The sequence below is a fragment of the Ruegeria sp. R14_0 genome, from assembly GCF_017743975.1.
In the GTDB taxonomy this organism is placed as follows: domain Bacteria; phylum Pseudomonadota; class Alphaproteobacteria; order Rhodobacterales; family Rhodobacteraceae; genus Ruegeria.
In genome coordinates this window covers 72597-94582 of the sequence record NZ_JAGHRC010000003.1, presented here as the reverse complement: position 1 = coordinate 94582, position 21986 = coordinate 72597, and the positions used below count along the sequence as shown (strand labels likewise).

Genomic DNA, 21986 nt, shown 5'->3' with positions numbered 1-21986 from the left:
TATGGACAAAAAAGGGCGGCCTCGGGGCCGCCCTTTCGCATTCGCTTGGTGGGATCAGTTCTTTTCCTGATCGACCAGCTTGCCGGCGGAAATCCACGGCATCATGTCGCGCAGTTTCTTACCAACCTGTTCGATCTGATGCTCGTCGTTGTGGCGACGGGCCGCTTTGATGGTCGGCTGGCCAACAGCATTTTCCAGCATGAAGTCGCGTACGAACTTACCGGTCTGGATGTCTGACAGCGTCTCTTTCATCGCCTTCTTGGTCTGCTCATAGGGCAGGATCCGCGGGCCGGTGACATACTGGCCATACTCGGCTGTGTTCGAGATCGAGTAATCCATGTTCGCGATACCGCCTTCATAAATCAGGTCGACGATCAGTTTGGTTTCGTGCAGACACTCGAAATAGGCCATTTCGGGTGCATAGCCGGCCTCGACCAGAGTTTCGAAACCGCAACGGATCAGTTCAACGATGCCGCCGCACAGAACGGCTTGTTCGCCGAACAGGTCGGTTTCGCATTCTTCGCGGAAGTTGGTTTCGATGATGCCCGAGCGGCCGCCACCGATGGCCGAGCAGTAGGACAGACCGATTTCCAGCGCTTTGCCGGTTGCATCGCTGTCAACGGCGACCAGGCAGGGCACGCCGCCGCCTTTGACGTATTCGCCACGCACGGTGTGGCCTGGGCCTTTGGGGGCCATCATGATGACGTCGATGCCTTCTTTCGGCTCGATCAGGCCGAAGTGGACGTTCAGGCCGTGGGCGAAGGCAATGGCCGAGCCCGGCTTGATGTTGTCATGCACGTATTTCTTGTAGGTTTCTGCCTGCAGTTCGTCGGGCATGGTGAACATGATGACGTCGCACCAGGCCGCCGCTTCGGAGATCTCCATGACTTGCAGACCCTCGGCTTCGGCTTTCTTGGCCGATGCAGAACCTTCGCGCAGAGCGACAACCAGGTTCTTCGCGCCCGAGTCGCGCAGGTTCAGTGCGTGGGCATGACCCTGGCTACCGTATCCCAGGATCGCCACTTTCTTGTCTTTGATCAGGTTGATGTCGCAATCGCGATCGTAATAAACGCGCATGTCGCCGGTCCTTTTTGGTTAGATTGCCGAGGGTTCTACCCGCCCGGCGTGGCATTGGCGATAGGGTTGGGCTTGAGTATTTGCGGAAAAGGTGAAGAATAATTCGCCATGTGAGCCAAATACGGAAAAATCATGCTTGATGATATCGATCGCCGAATCCTGCGCCATTTTCAGGCTGATCCTAGCCTGTCGGCGGCTGAACTGGCCGAGCGGTGCCGGATCAGCCAGGGCGTTTGTTGGCGCCGGGTCGAAAAGATGCAGGCCGCAGGAATCATCCTGGGGCAAGAGGCCGTGATCGACTGGGCCGCTTTGGGCTATGCGGTCGAAGTTTCGTTGCGGGTGACGCTGGACAAGACACAGTCGCGCGCCTTTGACGAATTCACCGCCGCCGCGCGCCAAGTGCCCGAAGTGATCGAATTGCAGACGTTTCTGGGCCGCGTGGACGTGCGCTTGTCGGTGCTGGCGCGGGATATGTCCCACTACCAGCAGCTGTATCGTGACCGTATTCTGACCTTGCCGCATATCGCGGATATCGAGGCGCTGATGCATATCGCACGGGTCAAAAGCGAAGAGGTCTTGCCGGTATGACAGACTTGGATGATCTGGACCGCAAAATTCTGTGTGCCTTGGTACAGGATTCGTCGCAAAGCGCCGGAGCGCTGGGGCGTAAACTGGGTTTGTCGCAACCGGCGACATGGCGACGTATCCGACGGTTGGAAACCTCGGGCATCATCAAGGGTCGACGGCTGCGCCTGAATGCCGATGCTTTGGGGTTCGGTGTTACCGTGTTTTTGGGCGTGAAGCTGGCGCGAAAAGGGCAAGTCAGTCTGGAAGATTTTGAGCGCGCCGTCAGTGCTATTCCCGAAGTTCAGACGGTTGAGCACGTTTTGGGACTGTACGACTATCGCTTGCGGGTTGTGGCCCGCGATCTGTCCGACTTTGAACGCGTCTTGCGCCGACGGATCATGACTCTGCCCGGCGCAGGGGATGTCGAGGCCAACGTTCTGCTGAGTGAAGAACGACTGCCTGGCCCGATCGGTTAGCCCGCTTTAGTACCGCGTGCGGATGCAATAGCCGGGATGGTGCGTCATCCGCGCAAAGGTCATTGGCTTTCCGTCTTTCCAGGTGGTGCGTTCCAGCTGAATCATCGAGGTGCCCGCAGTCGTTCCCATGAACTCCGCCAGGCGCCCATCAGCAGAGATCGCGCAAAAGGCGACTTCGGCTTCGGTAAACGGGGCAGCGTTCAGCAGCCACTCATGCGGTCCGTGGTTGCTGAGATCGGCATGTTCGACCTCGGGTACGGCTTCAATGTTGATCCAGCGTTCTTCCAACTGGAAGGGCCGGTTGTTGGCATAGTGCATACAGATCACATGCAGGACACGAATGTCGGGCTCCACTCCGATCTGCGAGGCTAGCCAACCGGGGCTTGCGACCACGTTGCGCTCGACAAGCGCATATCGGTAGGTTGCGTTTTGCTTCTCAACGGTTTGACGTGCCAGAGAAAACTCCAGCTTCGCGTGTTTGCTGGGTTCTTTCTTAACCCGGGTCCCGCTCTTTCGCTTTCGCTCGACAAAGCCTTGTTCTGCCAACTCGCGCAGGGCCCGGTTCACCGTTGCACGGGCGCAATTGAACTCTTCCGCGAGCTGCGTTTCCGTCGGCAGCAAAGACCCTTGCGGCCAAATTCGACTTTCGATTCGGCGTTTGACTTCGTCTCTTACAACTTGAAAGCTGATCCGCTTATGCGCATTCACGTGCTGAAATACCTTTCTTCCGCAAAGTGAACTCATCTGGTCAGAAACACGTCAGAGTGTAAAGGGCGCTGACACTAATTGGCGTCATTTGTTGTCAATTACGAGCATTAAGTTGCGCCCGGAATACAATTTTTCAGGGTTCCCTCAGGTCAATTTTTGAAGTTGAGTACGAACCTCGACACAATGATCCCGGTCGGTTAGCCCTTTGTGAAAATTTGAAAGGACACAGAATGCCTGCGCTTTTGGATACAGTTGATCCCTCAGGGCTCGAAGAGTTCTCGGTCGTTTTTACGGATCGGTCTCTGAACCATATGTCGACGCAGTTTCAGCAAGTGATGCGCGACATCTCAGAGTTGCTTAAGGACGTTTATAATGCCGAGGGCGTGGCCGTCATTCCGGGTGGCGGCACCTATGGGATGGAAGCTGTCGCCCGGCAATTCGCGCGCAATGCCAATGTTATGGTCGTGCGGAACGGATGGTTTTCCTATCGGTGGAGCCAAATCATCGAAACCGGCGGCCTCACGGCGTCCGCCACGGTTCTCAAGGCCCGGCAAACCGGTAATTCCAGCCCGTCGCCCTTTGCACCAGCCCCGATCGAAGAGGTTGTGGCCACAATTCGGGAACAGCGCCCGGATGCTGTGTTTGCCCCGCATGTGGAAACCTCGGCCGGTGTCATTCTGCCCGACGACTACGTGACCGCCATGGCTGCGGCGGCGCATGAGGTCGGGGCGTTGATGGTGCTGGACTGCATCGCATCCGGTTGCGCCTGGGTCGATATGAAGGCGACCGGTGTGGATGTCCTGATCTCGGCCCCGCAAAAAGGTTGGAGCGCGTCGCCATGTGCCGGTCTGGTCATGCTGTCCGATCGGGCTGAGGCTCGTCTGCAGGAAACGGAGTCAGACAGCTTTGCCGTCGACCTGAAGAAATGGCGTCAGATCATGCAGGCATATGAAAATGGTGGGCATGCGTATCACGCGACCATGCCCACCGATGCGTTGAAAGCGTTCCGGGACACGATGATCGAAACGCGCGACTATGGGTTCGAAAAGCTGCGCGATGCGCAATGGGCGTTGGGGGATGGCGTGCGGGCCATGTTGAAAGACAAGGGCATCGTCTCGGTCGCCGCTGACGGATTCGGCGCACCGGGGGTGGTGGTCAGTTACACAGCAGACCCCGAAATCCAGAACGGCAAAAAGTTTGCGGCCCTGGGCATGCAGATCGCCGCAGGCGTGCCGTTGCAGTGTGATGAGCCCGAAGGGTTCAGCACATTCCGGCTGGGCCTGTTCGGTCTGGATAAGCTGTATGACGTAGATGGAACGATCGCGCGGCTAAAACGCGTGTTGGATCAGGTCATTTAAGTGCAAAGCCTCAGCGTACGCCGAGGCCCATCTGCATCAGTGTCTTGCGCACTGGTGGCAGGGAATAGAGGGCGTTCAGCCCCATTGCCCTTACATCCCGCAAAGGCCGCGCCTCGATCATCGAGGCGCGGTTCAGCAAGTCGATGCCTTTGACGCGCATCTCGATCTCGGTATGGCGGGCCTTGTGATAGGCATCAAGCATCTGCGCGTCACCCAAACCTTCGGGGCGGGCTTGCGCCAAGTCCAGCAGGCTGCGCAGATCTCCCAGCGACATGTTCAGGCCTTGCGCGCCGATGGGAGGCACGACATGCGCGGCCTCGGCCATCAGGGCGATCCGTTCGCCGGACAGGCGTTCTGCCGACTGGCTGATAATCGGCCAGATGGTCCGGCGCGAAGCCAGCTTCAGCGGCCCGAACAACCCGCAGGAGCGTTCGGTCATCAAGTCTTCGAAGGCTTCGGGTTCGGTGTTCAGCAGCTCAACCGCACGCGGCCCGCGCTCCATCCAGACGATCGCTGAGGACGGCTGCCCTTGCCAGTCGGGCAAGGGCACAAGGGTGAATGGCCCGCCCGAGCGGTGAATCTCGGTTGAAACATTGTCGTGCGGGATCGGATGCGTAACCGCAAAGGCCAGCGCCTTTTGTCCGTATCGGGTCGTATGAACATTGATCCCAGCTGCTTCACGCATGGGCGAGTTTCGACCATCCGCAGCAACCACCAGCTTGCACCGAATGCGGCTGCCGTCGCTCAGCCCAACGCGGGCTTCGGCGGTGCGGGTGAACAGGCTGGTGGTTCCGGTTCCGGGCCGAAAATCTACGTTGGGTAACTCGGCCAGTCTTGCCACCATCTCGCGCCGCAGCAGCCAGTTGGGCAGGTTCCAACCAAAGGGTTGGTCCGAGATATCCGCTGCATTGAAATCGCGCACGACGCGAGGTTCGGGCACATCGCCGCCTGCGTCTACAATGCGCATGATCTGCAGCGGGGCCGCGTGTTCGTCCAGCCGTTGCCACAACCCGCACTGCTCCAAAAGGCCGTGTGCAGGTTGCAAGAATGCCGTGGTCCGCAGGTCGGACCCGTCAACGTCACGCTCGGTGATCGGTGGGGTCGGGTCGACGCAGACGACGTCGAATCCGGCCGTTCCAAAGGCCGCCGCAGCGGTCAGCCCGGCGATTCCTCCGCCGGAAATCAGGATGTCACAGCTGTCTTTCATGACCTTGGCCTCCGCGTGTTGGACAGAACCTAGTGCGGTTCCACCGTGGGTGCCAAGTGACATCCTGTCCCGTGCGTCAGCCCCGTGAAATCAGGAGGAGGATCAGGAACATCACCGGCACCATCATCACCGCAGGGATGTACAGACCCGGCAGTCCGAACAGAAGGGCCGAACAGCCCCACATGCTGAAAATCGCTACTGCGGTATAGCCCCACTCTTCGGGTTTGCCATGCGCGACATCCCTGGCCATCCAGCCAAACAAGGGGATTGCAAACAAAAGGCGCTGCCAGATAGGCAGGCGTCCGGGCATCTCGATCGCGCTCATGGGGTCTCCGATTCTGTTCGTCGCAAGGCGCATATAGGGTCGATGCTGCAGCTGCAGAATGTGCAGATCGTCGCAGTGTGACAGCCTATCGCAGGCGGGCCAGAAACGCGGTCAAATCGTCGGTATGATGGTGGATGTGATCGGCCTCATGCGGCTCGGGCGCCACATGAACAGTGCGCATTCCCATCGCATGAGGGGCGGCCAGATTGCGCGGATCATCTTCGAACATGGCGGCTTGGGCAGTGTCGATTCCATCCTGCGCAAAGATCGTTTCGAATGCGGCCTGTTCAGGTTTTGGGCGATAGCCCGCATGTTCCACGCCGTAGATCGCATCGAACAATCCGCTGAGACCGCGCGCCTCCAGCACCCTTTCCGCGTAAGGCGCGCTGCCGTTGGTGTAGACGATCCTGCGGCCGGGCAGGGACCGGATGTGGTCGGCCAGTTCGGCGTCGGGGTCAAGGTGGGTCATATCCACCTGATGCACAGCGTGCAGATAAGGGTCAGGGTCCAGGTCGTGCTCGGCCATCAAACCGGCCAGCGTGGTGCCGTACTCGCGCCAATAATGTGACCGCAGACGATCTGCCTCGGCCCGTTCGACGCCGATGGCCTGCACCACGTAATCTGTCATCAGAACTTCGATCTGATCGAACAGCTGCATATGCGGCGGGTACAGTGTGTTGTCGAGGTCGAACACCCACTGGGTGACGTGCGAAAAGGAAGGTTTGACCATGATCAGGGTTTAGGGCGCTGAGCACCGGTTTTCAATGCTGCACTTGATTGCGGGGCACAGAGACGGATAGACATATCCGAACGAGGAGAACAATCACCCCATGCCGCAGTCCCGACAGCCCAACAAAGACGCCTACAGCCTTATTCTGGAAGCAATTGACGTAGGCGTTTACAAGCCCGGCGATCGGTTGGTCGAAAGCGAGCTGGCCGAGCGCTTTGGCGTCTCGCGTACACCGATCCGCGAAGCCCTTCAGCGGTTGGAGACGCAATCCCTGCTGGAACGGGATGGTCGGTCCCTGATCGTGGCCTCGCTGGATCACAACCAGATGGCCGAGCTGTACGTGGTTCGGCGCGAGCTTGAGGGTCTGGCGGCCAAGCTGGCGGCAAAACACGCCACCGAAGAAGAGATCAAGGTTCTGCAGGATATGGTCGCCGCAGACGATGCACTGGTGGATGACCCAACGGCGCTGTCACGAGCCAACCGGCGCTTTCACGAGCAGATTCATCTTGCCTCGCACAACCGCTATTTGGTCCAGCAACTGGACCTTGTGCACCGTACGATGGCGTTGATGGCCACAACCTCGCTTGCGGTGCAGGGCCGAGGTGAGATCGCACAGAGCGAACACAAAGGCATCGTCGAGGCGATCGCCGCGCGGGACGAAGCAGCCGCTGAACGAGCGCTGAAGGATCATATCTCTGTCGCGTTCATGACCCGTCTGAAACAGGACGCTGTGCTGCGCGAGAATTGAGCGTCACTGGATATGCGTCTCTTCGCAGGCCTGACCATGCTGTGTCTTGTCCCAGTAGAAAGGGTTGCTTGCCAGTTCCCAGAGGGCTTTGTAGGCCGCCAACACTCCCAGTGGAAAATACAATGGCATGGTGGGCACCAACGGCAACAGAAACCGTCTTTCGCGCGCTGACACGGCAAGCATCCCGACGGCCAGATTGGTGATCTCGGCCGCCAGAAAAAGACCGATCAGCGCATAGAAAGCCCAGTTGGGTAAGACCGGATCGAACGGGCCGGGCAAGTCCAGCGTCGCCAGCCAGAACAGCCATAGGACCGGGGCCAAAAGGAACTGTCCGATTGTGCCAAGAAAAAAAGCCTGAACACCCAGAAATCGCTTTGGCCCGAGGTCCCGTAACAGGCGCAAAGGTGCGCGCATGTGCACCAAATAGGTCACCATGAATCCTTTGAGCCAGCGTGAACGTTGTTTGACCCATGGCCAGGCACGAAAGTTCGCCTCTTCATAGGTCGTGGTATCAACCATCTCGGTCCGATACCCAGCGCGGCTGAGGCGCACGCCCAGATCCGCGTCCTCGGTGACGTTGTGGGCATCCCAGCCACCTAGTTCCAGCAACTTGTCCCTGCGAAAGAAAAACGTTGTGCCGCCCAATGGGACGACCAGGCCCATACGCGCTATGCCCTGCAGGACGACCCGAAACCAGCTGTTGTATTCAATGGTGAAACAACGCGCCCGCCAGCTGGTGCGTGGGTTGTAGTAGTCGAGCACACCTTGAAGGCATACAACGTCTTCACCGACCCGTGCAAAATGTTGGACCACGCGTTCGATCTGATCAGGTTGTGGCGCGTCTTCGGCATCCCAGACGCCCAGAATGTCACCTCGGCAAAAATCCAGCGCGTAGTTCATCGCCCGAGGTTTTGTTGTCAGCCCGTTCAACTCGGGCACCGAGACAGTTCGCATCCAACTGGGTAACGCCACCTGTTCCAACGTCGCGCGTGTGACCGCGTCCGCCTCTTCCAGCACCAAAATGACATCCAGTAGGGCCTTCGGATAGCTCAGGCGTTGCAAACGCTTTATCAGCGCCCCGGCGATCTCTCGTTCTTTATACAGGGGCACCAGTATCGAAACACGGGGCAGGCGCAGTGGAACAGGCGCAGAGGCAGGAGGGGCCGGATCTCCGCGTGTCAGGTATGAGACCAGACCGACCACGCGTAAAGCCATGAACAAGAGAAGGGACAAAACCGCTGCAAATAGAAGAATAGTCAGCCCGGCGGTCGGAAAAGCGGCGAAAAAACTCACCAGACCCAAAAGGGCGACGACAGGCCCCACGCGTGCCTTAGGGGTCCAGGATCGGCAACTTTGATCCGGGTCGACCCGTGTCTCTGCCGTCTTGGCCAGTGTTCCCGAAAACGCCTGCGCAATAGCTTGATCAATCTGGCTAGGATCGGCCAGCACCGGCGTAACGGTAAATTCGGTCTCGGACAGGGCTGAGCGGACTGCTTCGAAACGGTCCGGTTGAGCGGTTGCGATCAGCAAAATGGGGCCAATGCGCTGCCATGGGATGACATTGTGTTTCAGCCAGAACTCAACTGGTTTGAGATTACTCAGGGCGCGTTCTGGCGGAATGCTATTCAAATCGGCGCGTTGAAGGCTGGTCTGCTCTGCCAGTGTGTCGATCACCTGGGTGCGATCAATCCACCCTTCGCCCACAAGGATTTCGCCTAACGGTGCTTGTTGTCTGGTCTGAAGACGCAGGGCCTTTTCAAGCTGTTCCGGGGTTATGTACCCCTTGTCGACCAGACAAGTCCCAAGGGGTTTTCGCGCGCGGACAGAAATCGGCGCGGCGCGCACGAAATGCTGCAGGTTATGTTCAACCATAAAGAAACCCTGACGCGGAAACCCGGGCGTCAGGGTTGCTCAATTAGGGTTAACAGTAGGTTAACACTGAACGATGCAGCGATTAAGCCTGTGCTTTCTTAACTGCCATGGCATCTGCGAAGCGTTCAAACAGATAGAAGCTGTCCTGCGGGCCGGGCGAGGCTTCGGGGTGGTATTGAACCGAGTACACTGGACGATCCGTCATGCGGATGCCGCAGTTCGAGCCGTCAAACAAGGAGCGATGCGTTTCCATCACGCCCTCGGGCAACGATTGAGCGTCGACCGCGAAGCCATGGTTCATCGATGTGATCTCAACCTTGCCTGTCTCAAGATCCTTGACCGGGTGGTTCGCGCCGTGGTGGCCGTGGTTCATTTTGACAGTCTGTCCACCAAGGGCCAACGCCAGCATTTGGTGTCCCAAGCAAATACCAAAGACGGGCAGGTCGGTGGTGTCCAGAACCTCTTTGATCATCGGAACGGCGTATTCGCCTGTGGCAGCCGGGTCGCCGGGGCCATTGGACAGGAACACGCCATCGGGGTTGTGAGCCAACACTTCGGCAGCGGTGGCCGTTGCGGGCAGGACCGTAACATCGCAGCCTGCCGAAGCGAGGCAACGCAGGATGTTGCGCTTTGCACCGAAATCGACGGCGACAACCTTGTGCACCGGAGCTTCCTGACGCTTGTAACCTTCCGGCCAGGCCCAACGCATCTCGTCCCAGCGATAACTTTGGGCGCAGGTGACATCCTTGGCCAGATCCATGCCTTCCAGACCGGCAAAACCACGGGCGGCCGCAACCAGCGCCTCGATATCGAAATTGCCTTCGGGGTCATGGGCCAGGGCCACGTGCGGCGCGCCTTGTTGACGGATGGCGCGGGTCAGGCGGCGGGTGTCGACGCCGCCAATGGCGATTCGCCCGCGACGCTCAAGCCATGTCTTCAACTCTTCGGCCGAGCGCCAGTTTGATGGCTCGGTCGGGTCCCATTTGACGACCATCCCCGCGGCCACCGGGTCGCTCGTCTCGTCATCCTCGGGGTTCACGCCGACATTGCCGATATGAGGGAAGGTGAAGGTCACGATCTGGCCCGCGTACGAGGGGTCCGTCATGATTTCCTGATAGCCGGTCATCGCGGTGTTGAAGCACAGTTCGGCCACGGTCTGACCGGTCGCGCCGAAGCCGATCCCGTAGAACAATGTACCGTCGGCCAATGCCAGACATGCGGTGGGCTTGGACGGGGCGTTCTGGGCCATGGCGCGACTCTCCTGCAGGGTAAATCGGCGCATACCTAAGGGGGTTATCGCGCTGGGTCAAGTGTGTTCAATTTTTGGGCTATCGTTATAAATCAATGGGTTAGGCATATGCGGCCCCTGTTGTATCGCGCTTTTTGTTTCGATATGGTCGGGGTTCCTTTGCCATGGGGATGGACAGAACATATGGATATGCGATCAAGGGTGAACACAGCCCTTAAGCAAGCAATGAAAGACAAAGATGCCGAGCGTTTGTCGACGCTGCGTCTGATCAATGCTGCAATCAAGGACCGTGACATCGCCTCGCGCGCGTCGGACAACGAAGAGGCCAAGGGCTGCGGCGATGCCGAGGTGCTTGAAATCCTTGGAAAAATGACCAAGCAGCGCAAAGAGAGTGCCCGTGCCTATGAAGAGGGTGGGCGTCTTGATCTGGCCGAGCGCGAACTGCGCGAGGTCGAGGTCATTGAGGAATTCCTGCCCAAGCAACTGGACGAGGACGAGGTGTCCAAGGCCATTCAGATCGCGATCACGGCCACCGGCGCCGGATCGATCCGCGATATGGGCAAGGTAATGGGTGAGTTGAAAACCCGTTACACCGGTCGGATGGACTTCGGAAAAGTTGGACCGATGGTCAAAGATCAGCTTTGCGCTGCTACAAACGGCGGCTGCTGATCTATTTCACTGACTAATGCTTAAAACTGCGCGACGGGTTCGCGCAGTTTTTTTGTGAGCTCATCGTAAAGTGCAATCCGCTCTTCTTCGGATAGGAATGCTCCGATCTCGACCTCCCGACCACCTCCGTTCAGGGTCACGTAGTGAGGGACGGGACCACCGTGCTCATGCATTTCAGGTCGCGCCCAATGGCGATTGCAAGACCATTCCTGCTGCCCGTGTCTTGGGTGGTGCTGAATAAGGTGGGCCTGTGTGCCGGTCAGGGTCAGCACTTCGAATACACTACGTGCCTTGTAGTTCGACTGGATCGCCAGCCAGAGCCCCAGAACGGTCAGTAGCATGAAGGGCAGCAGCCCCCACAGCAAAACCGAGCCCAACACTGCCATCAGTGGAATCAGGCCGAACAGAAACACCGCAAACACCACACGCATGGCCCAGCGTGGGGGCAGTGAGTTATGGGGCCAAAGGCGCAACTCCTGCTCGGAACTTGAGGTGTGATTCCATCGATAAGGCATGGGGCGAAATTAGCGCAACAGGTGCAGGTGTCTAACAGGAAAAATCAGGTAACGTGGCCAACCCTGGCCCAGGATAGCGCGTCGTCCAAACGGTCGTCACCCCAGAAGACCTCGCCGCGCACAACCAGGCTGGGCGCACCGAATACGCCCAGCCGCGTTGCTTGTTCGGTTTCAGCCTCAAGCAAGGCGATCGTGTCCGGACTACGCGCGCGGGCAAGTGTCAGGCGCGGGTCTTGCTGGCATCGGTGCAAAGCCTCAGAGACGGCGCTCTCGTTGCCGGCTTCGATACCTTCTTCGAACCAGATGCGATAGAGGTTTTGGGTAAACGACTTGCCCCAGCCATCCGTCATGCCCAACACGGCCACCTGATTGGCGAGCGCAAGATCCGAGATCGGGTAGGGTGCGGGCAGTTTGGCATGCAGGTGGTATTTGGCCGCACGGCGCTCGATATCGCGCCACATATAGGCGGATTTGACCGGCTTACCCGCGAAGGGGATGTTCTTTTGCTCGGACATCACGGTGCGTACGTTAAACGGCCGCCAATTCACGGTCGCGTCATGCTCATCACACCAGTCATCCAGGCGCATAATGGTCAGGAAGCTGTAAGTGCTGCCGATGGAATACCAAAAATCAATCTCAGGCATCTGTTCACTCCGATCTCAGAGTTTCCAGATGCATGATACCCTAAAACGGTCAGGTTTTCGAATGCGCCTGCCTGAAGGTTGATTTGGGACAATCGAAAAGTTGCTGATGCCTACAAAAAAGCCCCGCACATGGCGGGGCTTTGAAATTCGTTTACGACGGGATCAGTGCGCGTGGCCCTTGTCCCAGTCTTCCTGCTTGGGCAGCTGCTCGAACGTGTGCTCGGGCGGCGGGGTGGGCAGGGTCCATTCCAGCGTGTCCGCGTATTCGTTCCACGGGTTCGGACGCGTTTCTTTCGCACCACGCAACAGGGCGTAGATGACGATGCCGAAGAACAGCATGAACGAGGCGAACGAGATGAACGCACCAATCGACGACACGAAGTTCCACTGAGCGAACGCTTCAGGATAGTCGATATAGCGGCGCGGCATGCCCTGACGGCCCAGGAAGTGCTGCGGGAAGAAGGTCAGGTTAGCACCGATGAAGAACATCCAGAAGTGCACCTTGCCCCAGAACTCCGAGTACTGACGACCCGTCATCTTCGAGAAGTAGAAGTACACCCCTGCAAAGATCGCAAAGACTGCACCCAAGCTCATCACGTAGTGGAAGTGCGCAACGACGTAGTAGGTGTCGTGATAAGCGCGGTCCACACCGGCCTGCGACAGCACAACGCCGGTCACACCGCCAACGGTGAACAGGAACAGGAAGCCGAAGGCGAACAGCATCGGTGTCTTGAACTCGATCGAACCGCCCCACATGGTCGCGATCCACGAAAAGACCTTAACGCCGGTCGGAACCGCAATGACCATCGTGGCCAGCATGAAGTACGCCTGCTGACGCAGTGACATGCCAACTGTGTACATATGGTGCGCCCATACGACAAAGCCCAACACACCAATCGCGATGATCGCCCAGACCATCGGCAGGTAGCCGAAGACAGGCTTGCGCGAGAAGGTCGCGATGACGTGGCTGATGATACCAAAGCCGGGCAGGATCACGATGTACACTTCCGGGTGGCCGAAGAACCACAGGATGTGCTGATACAGGATCGGGTCGCCGCCACCGGCCGGGTCAAAGAAGGTGAAGCCAAAGTTGCGGTCCATCAGCAGCATGGTGATCGCGCCCGCCAGAACCGGCAGGGACAGCAGAATCAGCCACGAAGTGACGAAGATCGACCAGCTGAACAGCGGCACCTTGAACAGGGTCATGCCCGGGGCACGCATGTTCAGGAAGGTGGTGATCATGTTGATCGCGCCGAGGATCGAGGAGGCGCCCGATACGTGCACGGCGAAAATCGCAAGGTCCATGGACATGCCGCCCTCGGTCGTCGACAGCGGTGGGTACAGAACCCAACCCACACCTGAACCAAGTTGGTCGTTACCGCCCGGAGATAACAGCGAAGCCACGCCCAGCGACGTACCAGCGACGTACAGCCAGAAGGACAGGTTGTTCATGCGCGGGAACGCCATATCCGGCGCGCCGATCTGCAACGGCATGAAATAGTTGCCAAATCCGCCGAACAGGGCGGGGATGACCACGAAGAACATCATTAGAACACCGTGATAGGTGATCATAACGTTCCAAAGATGTCCGTTGGGGGTACAAGGATCGGCCATGAAGCCTTCAAGGCACATGTACTGAACACCGGGGTGCATCAGTTCAAGCCGCATATAAACAGTCATCAAAACCGAGATCAGACCGGCGAGAGCCGAGAAGATCAGGTAGAGAATCCCGATATCCTTGTGGTTGGTCGACATGAACCAGCGCTGGAAAAAACTGCGCTGGTCTTCATGGTCGTGACCATGAATGGCTGCGTCTGCCATTATAGGTGCCTCCTGTTGCAACTGCACCGCGCAGCCGGACCTCTCCAGCGCGCGGGATTCCTGCTGGTTTTAGAATGCGAAAGAGACGCCTGCAATGATCGAGTTTGATCTGGATCAAGAATAATTGTCGCGGGCAGGAGGGTGACGCGCGAAAAACCGATCAAATCCGGCATTCATCTGGGTACGATGGGTCGGATTTCAAGAGGGTAGGCAACAGCATGCCTTCCTTGCTTGACCCGCGCCCGGCAGCACCGCAGAACTGTCGGCAACATTCCAATCGGAGAACTGATATGACCGCCTATGATCCCGAAAACATCTTTGCCAAGATTCTGCGCGCCGAAATCCCCTCGACGCGCGTGTTCGAAGATGACGATACGCTGGCGTTCATGGACATCATGCCACGCGCTGATGGGCATCTTTTGGTAATCCCGAAAACACCCTGCCGCAATATTCTGGACGCGTCGCCCGAACAACTGGCGGCGGTCATGGCGACGGTTCAGAAAATGGCCAAGGCCGTTGTCGCTGCATTCGACGCGGATGGGGTCACGATCCAGCAGTTCAACGAGGCGGCAGGTGGGCAAGAGGTTTTCCACCTGCATTTCCACGTCCTGCCGCGCCACGACGGTGTCGCAGTCCGAGCACCGGGCACGATGGGGGACTTTGATCTGATCGCCGAACACGCTGAAAAGATCAAAGCCGCGATGGGCTGATAAATTGATGTCAGAGACAGGGGTCAGGCCTCTGGTTACGAATAGCCGACGGAGCGCGGGAACCAAGGCAGTGACACGATTGAATGCGGGTGACCAACATCCCGATGTGTAAGCTGACCGGCAGTGACCCGTACAAGCTATGCTGACGCAGAAATGGCCGGGCAGCGTCTTAGCCGAGTCGTTCGGTTTCGCACGCAATTTGGGCTGGGGGCAGAGTTGGATACGAATTGCCGCTCCGATTTGGGGTCGGAACGGCAGACTCGTTAACAAAAACTTTTTCCGATTACATGGGTTTTCCCAAGATCACCGGTTAACACACCACTCACTCTAAGAACGGTGAATTCATACTAACCGCAAACAAGCGCCGTGTATCTATTTGAGTGAGTTTTTCCTTAATTTTGCCCAGTTCTGCCGTAGTCGTTGGGAAATTTTGGTGCGCTCTGGAAACAGAATGCTGCGTCGTGTCGGGATTGTTAACGCTTCGGTGGTAGTTGAGCGATTCGTCCGGTGGGTTTCAGGCGCTCACCGGGTCGAACACTTCCGAAAATGTCTTTTGTAAGGCGGTGTCCACATCAGCCAGAGTCACCGGCAAACCCAGGTCGACCAGCGAGGTGACCCCATGTTCGGTGATGCCGCAGGGGACGATGCCCGAAAAGTGTTCGAGGTCCGGTTCCACGTTGATCGAGATGCCGTGAAAACTCACCCATTTGCGCAGGCGCAGGCCGATGGCGGCCACTTTGTCTTCGGCTGTTTGGCCGGACGCGGTCAGTGGCTTGTCGTTGCGTTTGACCCACACGCCCACGCGACCTTCGCGGATTTCGCCATGCACGTTGAACTCGGCCAGGGCCGCGATCACCCACTCCTCAAGCTGTTTGACAAACTTGCGCACGTCCTTGCCGCGCTTGTTGAGATCCAGCATCACATAGGCAACGCGTTGACCGGGTCCGTGATAGGTGTACTCGCCCCCGCGCTTGGCCTCGTAGACCGGAAATCGATCGGGGTCGGTCAGGTCTTCGATCCGTGCAGATGTTCCGGCGGTATAAAGCGGAGGGTGCTCCAGCAGCCAGACGCATTCCTCGGCTTCACCAGCCGCAATCGCGGCCACGCGTGCCTCCATAAAGGCAACGGCGTCGGTATAGTCGGTTAGCCCGTCAGTGATCTTCCATTCCATAGCGGTTCCTTACCGTCAGGGCAGGGCGAAGAAAAGAGGTTACGCGGCCTCGGCCAGGCAACGCCGGATTGCCTCGGCATATGTCTCAGCCCCTTGCGCCCCGGTGACAAGGTACTTGCCACCAAACACCATCGACGGAACACCCGAGATGCCGTGCCCCGACCAAAAACGCTGCCGTTCGCGAACCGGTGCAATATGATCGCCCGAGTTCAGAGCGACACGGGCGGCCTCTGGGTCAAGCCCGGCGGTTCGCACTGCATCCAGTAAAACGTCGGTCTGCGATACGTCGCGCTGGTTCGTAAAATAGGCGTCGAACAAGGCCATCTTCAAAGGATGCTGGCGGCCCTGAGTGTCGGCCCAATCCAGCAACTGATGGGCGGCAAAGGTATTCACGATGCGGCTGTCGTCATCAAAGTTGAACACAAACCCCAGTTCATCCCCGATCTGGATGAGGCGGTCGCGGGCCTGTTGGCTCTGCTCGGCGGTCGAGCCATACTTCTCCATGATGTGCTCGCGCAGGTTTTGCCCTTCGGGCGGCATTTCCGGGTTCAGCTCGAACGGATGCCACCTCAGCTGGGCAAGCACACCCTCTTCGCGCAAAGCCTGATCAAGCTGGCGAAAACCCACGATGCACCACGGGCAGACAACGTCCGAGACGATGTCGATCTGAATGACGGGACGGGGATCTTGCGCGCTCATGATCGGGCTCCGGGAAGTGGCGACGGGTTCGGTCTGTGGTACAGATATAAACGGAGAAAAGGAATTCAAACGGACGTGTTTTTTGCCTCTTCACATCCTGAACGCCACCGTCTATACGCCCCTTTACCAAGTCATTGGCAGTGCGGTCGTGGCGGAATTGGTAGACGCGCAGCGTTGAGGTCGCTGTGGGGTAACTCCCGTGGAAGTTCGAGTCTTCTCGACCGCACCAAAATTAAGCAGATATTCACCATTTCTCGGTTTCTCTACAGTGTAGAGTTGCACCACTCGCGCCCCGAGTCCCCAGACCGCGATTTCCAGTCTCGCCCATGCTGGCGGGGATGTGTATGAGTAGGGCAATACCAAGCCGGAAGAGTGTTAATGCCTCAGACCATTACCGTGTTCACAACAATGAAGAACGAAGGCCCTTACATGCTGGAATGGGTCGCGTTTCATAAAACACTTGGTGTCGATCACTTTGTGATTTTCACCAACGATTGTGACGACGGAACCGATCAGATCGCCACCAGACTGCAAGAGCTTGGCTTGGCCACTCATGTCAGTAACGAGGTTAAGGAAGGCGGTAACCCCCAGCACCAGATGCTGCGCCGCGCGCGTCGTCAGCCCAAGGTGAAAGAGGCTGATTGGCTGTTGTGTCTGGATGTGGACGAATTCTGGAACATCCGCTGCGGCGATAACAGTTTCCATGACCTGATCGCCGAGGTGGAAGGCCGGGCAGGGCAGCCCGTTGATGCGATTTCTTTCGCGTGGAAACTGTTCGGCAGCTCCGGCAATATCAGTTTTGAAGACAAACCGGTGACCGAGGCGTTTTTGATGGGGGATCAGGAATTCCCATATCATTCGGGGCGCGCCTATGGCCTGAAGACACTGTTCCGAAACAACGGTAAATTCACCCGTTTCGGGCCGCATCGTCCAAAAGGGTTTGACGATGAACAAGCGGCAGACATTGCTTGGTCAGACGCCGGGGGCAATCTGTTCCCAGCAGACAAAGTGGGTTGGCGGGCGTGGCGTAACTTCGATCACTCTTTGGGGCGAATCCACCATTACTCGGTCCGGTCCATGGACGGATTTCTGGTCAAACGAGACCGCGGGCGGACGAACCATATCCGGGTGGATCAGGGGCAATCCTATTGGCAGGACATGAATGCCAACAAGGAAACGGACCAATCGATATTGCCTGTAGCTCGCCGAGCGGCACCCTTGTTGGAAGAGTTGAAAGCCGACCCCCAGTTGCGTGGCCTTCACACTCAGGCCTGTGCGTGGCATCGTGACAAGGTGTCCGAAATCAAAATGCGCCCCGAATGGGTCGAGTTTCGCGCCTGGTTGGCTGACAACCTGATCTGATCGCCATGGCCGAAGACCTTTCGAAAGAGCAGTTGCAGCCAGAACATCCCGATCGCAAGACGGGCTATGAGCGGATTTTGACAGATCCTGCGCCGCCTTGGTTCGTCGAGCTTTACCCTGGCGGCGACGGCACAGGGTTTTTACAAAAGCTGGACCGCCACTCGATCCTCTTCCACCAGCGCAGCGCCAAGCGGCTAGTGGTCAGCTTCGACAACATCGCAAACGCGAATGATCTGTCCTTTGCGCGCGAGCCCTGGGGGTGGAAGTTCTTTCGCGACGAAGGGTGGTCTCATATGGGGGTCTTTGCCCGCACCAAGGCGTGGTATCGCGATCCCGAAATTCTGTCGTATTTCGATGGCAAAGTGGCCGAGGGGTTCTTTGACCGGTTCGATCAGGTGGTTTTTGCCGGTGCGTCGATGGGCGGATTTGGTGCACTGACCTTTTCTGCCCATGTTCCCGGGGCAAATGTGATCGCATTCAACCCGCAGACAACGCTGGATGAACGGCTGGTCCCGTGGGAGACGCGTTATCGCTTTGGCCGCGTTCAGAATTGGGATCTGCCCGCAAGCGACGCGGCACAGACCGTACAGGCTGCGGGGAAGGCTTATGTGTTCTATGACCCGTTCTTTGATCTGGACCGGCAACAGGTCCAGCGCCTGCAGGGCGACAACGTTGTTTTGCTCAAGACCTGGTTTTCGAACCACTTTGCGGCGCCTATGCTGCGTAAGCTTGATATTCTGAAACCCGTGATGCTGGGCGCGATGGACGGTACGCTGGATGCGACCGAGTTCTACCGGTTGATGCGTGCACGCCGACGCCTGCCTCTCTTTATGCGCGGGATCGAGGCCATGGGCAGCGAACGGCACCCGGCATTGGTTCAGCGGGCTCGGCAGAGATTTCGCAGGTTAAGGCGCCAAGCCGCAGCCGAGGCCGCGAAGGACAGCCAATGACATCCAAAAAGGGCGTATTCATTGGTCAGCGCAAGGACCGCATGGGCGCGCGGTTGCTGATGATGCTGACCTGTATCCGTCTGGCCGAAGATTTTGGGACGACTTACCGAGTGAATTGGTTTCCGCAGGGCGCTGACGCGCCCGAGCTGGATCAACCGCAGGAATTGTTTACCCAAACCTGGATGGACGATCATTTTCTGAGCCAGAAGGAGTTCGGCAAGCTGACGCAGAATGCCCTGCCGATCTGGTCCTTTCAAAACGACACCTCGCCCGACCGTCTGATCGCCCATTTGAACGCGGGCAGATCGGTTATCGTGGAAGAAGGGTTCGAGGTTCTGGCCTTCCCATGGGAAGACATCGAAGCCATCCGTCCGCGGTATCGTGACTTTATCCATCAGGTCGGGTTCACGGACGAAATACGCGCCATTATGGAACGCGCGGATGCCAAACTGTCCGGGCAGGGCGTTTCGGCCTATCACATCCGGCGTGGCGATATCCTCAACGGGTTGCCGTGGAAGCATACGACATGGCCTGCCAAGATCGAACCCGAAGAGCTGTACGAGGCGCACCTTGAGAAAAACGCCGACAAGACGGCCATCATGTTCTCGGACCAACCTGAGCTGATCGCGCGGTTTCAGAAACGGTTCCCGAAGCTGTTGAAGATGTCGGACATTGCCGACGTCTCTGGCATGACACGCGCAAAACGGGACTTTCTTGAACTTTATACGATGTCCCGCGCAGATCAGGTGATTGCGCCGTATATCTCGGCCTTTTCGATGGCTGCCGCACGCATTTCCGGCAGGCAAAGGTTGGTTTTCCGGGACGTATTGACCGAGCCGGAGATCGTCACAGCAACGGAACGAGTGATTGATCGCGTCGCGCAAGGACCGACCGCATTCTTAAACGCGTCGGAAGCGGCCCATTTGTATGCAAAAGCAAATCAGTATCTGGGCGCTCAGGATCGGTGTGATCAGGCCTATGATTTGGCAAAGCCCATTCTCGCGACTGATGCGGACAATGCTTTCCTACCACTGCTGCAGGCGATCAATTGTCTGTACCTTTCAAAATGGAAAGAAAGCGCAGAACTGGCAAAAGCCGGGCTTGAGAATGAAAATCTGTGGCCCGAAGACTATGCGGTATTGTGCGCCGTGATGGCCGCAGCCTTGGGGGCGCAAAAAAAGCGTTGGTCGGCTGGTCGGCATTTTGCCCGATCATTTTGGGCAAAGCCTTTGCGGCCGGATGTGATCGTGCTTGGGTCACGAATGGTGTACCGTGATCAACTGCCGTTCCGTCTGTTTCCGCCGGTGGATTGGGGGTTGCAAAGATTTGTCCGGCGTCGGCGGTTTCCGCCATTCAACAGCCTCTACCTGGTTCAGCTGAAAGTTGTTGTTCGGGTGCCCTGCAATTTTGACATGGTTCTTGTCGACTGGTCGGAATTGGCACTGGATCAAAAGGCGAAACGCCTGTTTGCGGACCACGCCAGGATGCACACGCTGTTGGATGGTGTGGCTCAGGCCAAAGACATCTCGGACGATGACCCAAGACGCCAAAGCCTGGAAACCATGTTGCGGACGCATCTGGGGGATCTGTCGGTTTCGGCAGCGATTGACCAAGCCCGAAACATCCGGTCAGCTTGCCCCGATAACCCATTGTATCATAAGCGTTTGGCGGACCTGTTCGAGCTTTCCGGAGACTCCGATAAAGCGCGGTCGTCAATGGCAGAGGCACTGGCCTGCGACCCTGAAAACCCTTTCCTGATGTTTGCAATGGGACGACTTTTGGAAAGAGTAGGCGCGGTCGAGCAAGGCGAGAGTCAGATATTGAATGCGGCTGACATCGACGATGCGACAGCCTCGATTCAGGGGATGGCCGGTCAGATTCACCTGCGACGTGGCGAGAAAGGAAAAGCCCGGCGTTACCTAAAGAAGGCACATGACCTTTTCCCGCCATACAAACGCTTTGCAAACCAGCTGAAACGGGCAGGAGGTTGATGGCCCGGATTTCCCCTTGGTAGTTCCACTAAATCAACGTAATTTACGCGCAAATTCCGAATGCTCCCGATCTTTGTCGGGCAAGAAAAAATGTCAGGGCAGTTAATTTGGCCGATCAGGATCCCCGATACATCAGTATCACGCCGATGAAGAATGAAGGCCCGTTTGTGCTGGAATGGGTGGCGCATAACCGCGCGATAGGCATTGATCAGATGGTCGTCATGACCAACGACTGCACAGATGGCACGGATGCTTTGCTGCAGCGGTTGGATGAGTTGGGCATTGTAACTCACGTCGATAACAACTCGCGTCGCAAGACCAGCCCGCAGAAGCGCGCCTACAGAACTTTTATGAAAATGGACGTTGCACGCCCGCAGGATTGGGTCATCGTGATTGATGCGGATGAGCACATCAACGTTAAAACCGGCGACCACACGATGCGGGCTCTGACGGATGCCATCCCAGATGCTAAGACGATTTCCATGACATGGCGACTGTTCGGAAATGCTGGCGTTGTTCGGTATGAAGACCGGTTCCTGTCCGAACAATTCCGGCAAGCCGCGCCAGAACAGGTGTTTCGCCCACCACAGGCCTGGGGTTTCAAAACCATGTTCCAACGCGGGATTTGGGATGTATTGGGTGTTCACCGCCCCAAACGTCCCACCGTCGACACCATGGAGGACTGTCACTGGTACAACGGATCAGGCCAGCTTATGCCCGAGCGCTATTTCGACAGAAGCTGGCGTTCGGCGCGCGACTCTGTCGGGTACGAGTTCGTGCAGGTTAACCACTATGCGCTGAAGTCCTGCGAAAGCTATCTGGTCAAAAAGATGCGTGGCCGTGCCCACCATCTGGGCGAAAGTCTTGGTTTGGAATACTGGAACATGATGAATCACAACGCCGAAACGAACACCTCTATCGATGCGGTTCTGGAGCGTAAGCGAGAGCATTTCTACGACATGTTGCGCGATTCCGAGGTCGCCCGTCTGCACCACGCCTCGTGCGATTTGCACCGCCAGCAAATCGAACAACTGCGCGAACTGCCCGAAATGCAGGATTTGATGCAACAGATGACTGCTGGTTTCACGACAGGCCAACGGGCCTAGCGCGGCGCTACTCAGTTACAGGAGCAACCAG

Annotated in this window: 22 protein-coding genes and 1 tRNA gene; 11 read left to right on the top strand and 12 right to left on the bottom strand. The window is 57.6% G+C overall.

All coding sequences use genetic code 11. The annotated features are described in order from the left end of the window. Positions 1-54 precede the first annotated feature (54 nt). A complete protein-coding gene (ilvC, locus tag J7416_RS10225; RefSeq protein WP_209224666.1) occupies positions 55-1077 on the bottom strand; it encodes a ketol-acid reductoisomerase in 1023 nt (340 codons plus the stop codon). Positions 1078-1209: 132 nt separating this feature from the next. On the opposite strand from ilvC, the gene J7416_RS10220 reads away from it, so the two are divergent. Continuing rightward, positions 1210-1665 carry an Lrp/AsnC family transcriptional regulator gene (locus tag J7416_RS10220; RefSeq protein WP_209224664.1) on the top strand — a complete coding sequence of 152 codons (456 nt, stop codon included), beginning with the start codon at positions 1210-1212 and terminating at the stop codon, positions 1663-1665. Continuing rightward, on the top strand, positions 1662-2120 hold the full coding sequence (locus J7416_RS10215; RefSeq protein WP_209224662.1) for an Lrp/AsnC family transcriptional regulator: 459 nt from the start codon (positions 1662-1664) through the stop codon (positions 2118-2120). Before J7416_RS10220 ends, J7416_RS10215 begins: the two co-directional genes overlap by 4 nt. Before the next feature lie 6 nt (positions 2121-2126). On the opposite strand, the gene J7416_RS10210 is transcribed toward J7416_RS10215, so the two are convergent. Further along, on the bottom strand, positions 2127-2741 hold the full coding sequence (locus tag J7416_RS10210; RefSeq protein WP_247744233.1) for a GntR family transcriptional regulator: 615 nt from the start codon (positions 2739-2741) through the stop codon (positions 2127-2129). A gap of 317 nt (positions 2742-3058) precedes the next feature. On the opposite strand from J7416_RS10210, the gene J7416_RS10205 reads away from it, so the two are divergent. Beyond that, on the top strand, positions 3059-4186 hold the full coding sequence (locus J7416_RS10205) for an aminotransferase class V-fold PLP-dependent enzyme (protein ID WP_209224658.1): 1128 nt from the start codon (positions 3059-3061) through the stop codon (positions 4184-4186). Positions 4187-4196: 10 nt separating this feature from the next. Here J7416_RS10205 and J7416_RS10200 read toward each other — a convergent pair whose 3' ends face one another. The 3 genes from J7416_RS10200 to J7416_RS10190 form a co-directional block, all read right to left on the bottom strand. Then, a complete protein-coding gene (locus J7416_RS10200) occupies positions 4197-5393 on the bottom strand; it encodes a UbiH/UbiF family hydroxylase (RefSeq protein ID WP_209224656.1) in 1197 nt (398 codons plus the stop codon). Between the two features lie 76 nt (positions 5394-5469). Beyond that, positions 5470-5718, bottom strand: a complete 249-nt coding sequence (locus tag J7416_RS10195) for a hypothetical protein (RefSeq protein WP_209224654.1) — start codon at positions 5716-5718, stop codon at positions 5470-5472. An 85-nt stretch (positions 5719-5803) separates the two neighbouring features. Beyond that, positions 5804-6448, bottom strand: coding sequence for a pyrimidine 5'-nucleotidase (locus tag J7416_RS10190; protein ID WP_209224653.1), 645 nt, complete (start codon positions 6446-6448; stop codon positions 5804-5806). A gap of 100 nt (positions 6449-6548) precedes the next feature. Between J7416_RS10190 and J7416_RS10185 the strand changes: the two genes are divergently transcribed. Then, positions 6549-7196 (top strand): GntR family transcriptional regulator, encoded by a 648-nt coding sequence (locus J7416_RS10185; RefSeq protein WP_209224651.1) that lies wholly within the window; start codon positions 6549-6551, stop codon positions 7194-7196. Positions 7197-7199: 3 nt separating this feature from the next. On the opposite strand, the gene J7416_RS10180 is transcribed toward J7416_RS10185, so the two are convergent. Together J7416_RS10180 and carA are read right to left on the bottom strand one after the other, a co-directional pair. Further along, complete coding sequence (locus J7416_RS10180) at positions 7200-9068, bottom strand: glycosyltransferase (protein ID WP_209224649.1); 1869 nt, start codon at positions 9066-9068, stop codon at positions 7200-7202. Positions 9069-9150: 82 nt separating this feature from the next. After that, a complete protein-coding gene (gene carA / locus J7416_RS10175; protein WP_209224647.1) occupies positions 9151-10317 on the bottom strand; it encodes a glutamine-hydrolyzing carbamoyl-phosphate synthase small subunit in 1167 nt (388 codons plus the stop codon). 183 nt (positions 10318-10500) lie between these two features. Between carA and J7416_RS10170 the strand changes: the two genes are divergently transcribed. After that, the gene (locus J7416_RS10170) at positions 10501-10986 is read left to right on the top strand and encodes a GatB/YqeY domain-containing protein (RefSeq protein ID WP_209224645.1); all 486 of its coding nucleotides are present in this window, start codon (positions 10501-10503) and stop codon (positions 10984-10986) included. A 20-nt stretch (positions 10987-11006) separates the two neighbouring features. Here J7416_RS10170 and J7416_RS10165 read toward each other — a convergent pair whose 3' ends face one another. From J7416_RS10165 to ctaD, 3 genes are all read right to left on the bottom strand, one after another. After that, complete coding sequence (locus J7416_RS10165; RefSeq protein ID WP_209224643.1) at positions 11007-11501, bottom strand: DUF2244 domain-containing protein; 495 nt, start codon at positions 11499-11501, stop codon at positions 11007-11009. A gap of 44 nt (positions 11502-11545) precedes the next feature. Continuing rightward, the gene (locus J7416_RS10160) at positions 11546-12145 is read right to left on the bottom strand and encodes a 2-hydroxychromene-2-carboxylate isomerase (protein ID WP_209224641.1); all 600 of its coding nucleotides are present in this window, start codon (positions 12143-12145) and stop codon (positions 11546-11548) included. Between the two features lie 162 nt (positions 12146-12307). Beyond that, on the bottom strand, positions 12308-13966 hold the full coding sequence (gene ctaD / locus J7416_RS10155; RefSeq protein ID WP_209224639.1) for a cytochrome c oxidase subunit I: 1659 nt from the start codon (positions 13964-13966) through the stop codon (positions 12308-12310). 290 nt (positions 13967-14256) lie between these two features. On the opposite strand from ctaD, the gene J7416_RS10150 reads away from it, so the two are divergent. Beyond that, a complete protein-coding gene (locus J7416_RS10150; protein ID WP_209224638.1) occupies positions 14257-14676 on the top strand; it encodes an HIT family protein in 420 nt (139 codons plus the stop codon). A gap of 514 nt (positions 14677-15190) precedes the next feature. Here J7416_RS10150 and lipB read toward each other — a convergent pair. Both lipB and J7416_RS10140 read right to left on the bottom strand, forming a co-directional pair. Next, complete coding sequence (gene lipB / locus J7416_RS10145) at positions 15191-15847, bottom strand: lipoyl(octanoyl) transferase LipB (protein WP_209224636.1); 657 nt, start codon at positions 15845-15847, stop codon at positions 15191-15193. Positions 15848-15886: 39 nt separating this feature from the next. Beyond that, positions 15887-16546 carry a DsbA family oxidoreductase gene (locus J7416_RS10140; RefSeq protein ID WP_209224634.1) on the bottom strand — a complete coding sequence of 220 codons (660 nt, stop codon included), beginning with the start codon at positions 16544-16546 and terminating at the stop codon, positions 15887-15889. A gap of 142 nt (positions 16547-16688) precedes the next feature. Between J7416_RS10140 and J7416_RS10135 the strand changes: the two genes are divergently transcribed. The 5 genes from J7416_RS10135 (at position 16689) to J7416_RS10115 (ending at position 21955) form a co-directional block, all read left to right on the top strand. Then, a tRNA-Leu gene (locus J7416_RS10135) sits at positions 16689-16775 on the top strand. Between the two features lie 149 nt (positions 16776-16924). Then, positions 16925-17908 carry a glycosyltransferase family 2 protein gene (locus J7416_RS10130; RefSeq protein WP_209224632.1) on the top strand — a complete coding sequence of 328 codons (984 nt, stop codon included), beginning with the start codon at positions 16925-16927 and terminating at the stop codon, positions 17906-17908. 5 nt (positions 17909-17913) lie between these two features. Continuing rightward, positions 17914-18858 carry a hypothetical protein gene (locus tag J7416_RS10125; RefSeq protein ID WP_209224630.1) on the top strand — a complete coding sequence of 315 codons (945 nt, stop codon included), beginning with the start codon at positions 17914-17916 and terminating at the stop codon, positions 18856-18858. Further along, a complete protein-coding gene (locus J7416_RS10120) occupies positions 18855-20849 on the top strand; it encodes a hypothetical protein (protein WP_209224628.1) in 1995 nt (664 codons plus the stop codon). Before J7416_RS10125 ends, J7416_RS10120 begins: the two co-directional genes overlap by 4 nt. A 107-nt stretch (positions 20850-20956) precedes the next feature. Continuing rightward, positions 20957-21955 carry a glycosyltransferase family 2 protein gene (locus J7416_RS10115; RefSeq protein WP_209224626.1) on the top strand — a complete coding sequence of 333 codons (999 nt, stop codon included), beginning with the start codon at positions 20957-20959 and terminating at the stop codon, positions 21953-21955. Positions 21956-21986 lie beyond the last annotated feature (31 nt).

Excerpts from the sequence above, each read along its gene's own strand:
- J7416_RS10190 (WP_209224653.1), bottom strand. The coding sequence starts at position 6,448 with ATGGTCAAACCTTCCTTTTCGCACGTCACCCAGTGGGTGTTCGACCTC.
- J7416_RS10200 (WP_209224656.1), bottom strand. The coding sequence starts at position 5,393 with ATGAAAGACAGCTGTGACATCCTGATTTCCGGCGGAGGAATCGCCGGG.
- J7416_RS10165 (WP_209224643.1), bottom strand. The coding sequence starts at position 11,501 with ATGCCTTATCGATGGAATCACACCTCAAGTTCCGAGCAGGAGTTGCGC.
- J7416_RS10205 (WP_209224658.1), top strand. The coding sequence starts at position 3,059 with ATGCCTGCGCTTTTGGATACAGTTGATCCCTCAGGGCTCGAAGAGTTC.
- J7416_RS10180 (WP_209224649.1), bottom strand. The coding sequence starts at position 9,068 with ATGGTTGAACATAACCTGCAGCATTTCGTGCGCGCCGCGCCGATTTCT.
- J7416_RS10125 (WP_209224630.1), top strand. The coding sequence starts at position 17,914 with ATGGCCGAAGACCTTTCGAAAGAGCAGTTGCAGCCAGAACATCCCGAT.
- J7416_RS10220 (WP_209224664.1), top strand. The coding sequence starts at position 1,210 with ATGCTTGATGATATCGATCGCCGAATCCTGCGCCATTTTCAGGCTGAT.
- J7416_RS10120 (WP_209224628.1), top strand. The coding sequence starts at position 18,855 with ATGACATCCAAAAAGGGCGTATTCATTGGTCAGCGCAAGGACCGCATG.
- J7416_RS10150 (WP_209224638.1), top strand. The coding sequence starts at position 14,257 with ATGACCGCCTATGATCCCGAAAACATCTTTGCCAAGATTCTGCGCGCC.
- J7416_RS10170 (WP_209224645.1), top strand. The coding sequence starts at position 10,501 with ATGGATATGCGATCAAGGGTGAACACAGCCCTTAAGCAAGCAATGAAA.
- J7416_RS10185 (WP_209224651.1), top strand. The coding sequence starts at position 6,549 with ATGCCGCAGTCCCGACAGCCCAACAAAGACGCCTACAGCCTTATTCTG.
- J7416_RS10140 (WP_209224634.1), bottom strand. The coding sequence starts at position 16,546 with ATGAGCGCGCAAGATCCCCGTCCCGTCATTCAGATCGACATCGTCTCG.
- lipB (WP_209224636.1), bottom strand. The coding sequence starts at position 15,847 with ATGGAATGGAAGATCACTGACGGGCTAACCGACTATACCGACGCCGTT.
- ilvC (WP_209224666.1), bottom strand. The coding sequence starts at position 1,077 with ATGCGCGTTTATTACGATCGCGATTGCGACATCAACCTGATCAAAGAC.
- J7416_RS10215 (WP_209224662.1), top strand. The coding sequence starts at position 1,662 with ATGACAGACTTGGATGATCTGGACCGCAAAATTCTGTGTGCCTTGGTA.
- carA (WP_209224647.1), bottom strand. The coding sequence starts at position 10,317 with ATGGCCCAGAACGCCCCGTCCAAGCCCACCGCATGTCTGGCATTGGCC.
- J7416_RS10160 (WP_209224641.1), bottom strand. The coding sequence starts at position 12,145 with ATGCCTGAGATTGATTTTTGGTATTCCATCGGCAGCACTTACAGCTTC.
- ctaD (WP_209224639.1), bottom strand. The coding sequence starts at position 13,966 with ATGGCAGACGCAGCCATTCATGGTCACGACCATGAAGACCAGCGCAGT.
- J7416_RS10195 (WP_209224654.1), bottom strand. The coding sequence starts at position 5,718 with ATGAGCGCGATCGAGATGCCCGGACGCCTGCCTATCTGGCAGCGCCTT.
- J7416_RS10130 (WP_209224632.1), top strand. The coding sequence starts at position 16,925 with ATGCCTCAGACCATTACCGTGTTCACAACAATGAAGAACGAAGGCCCT.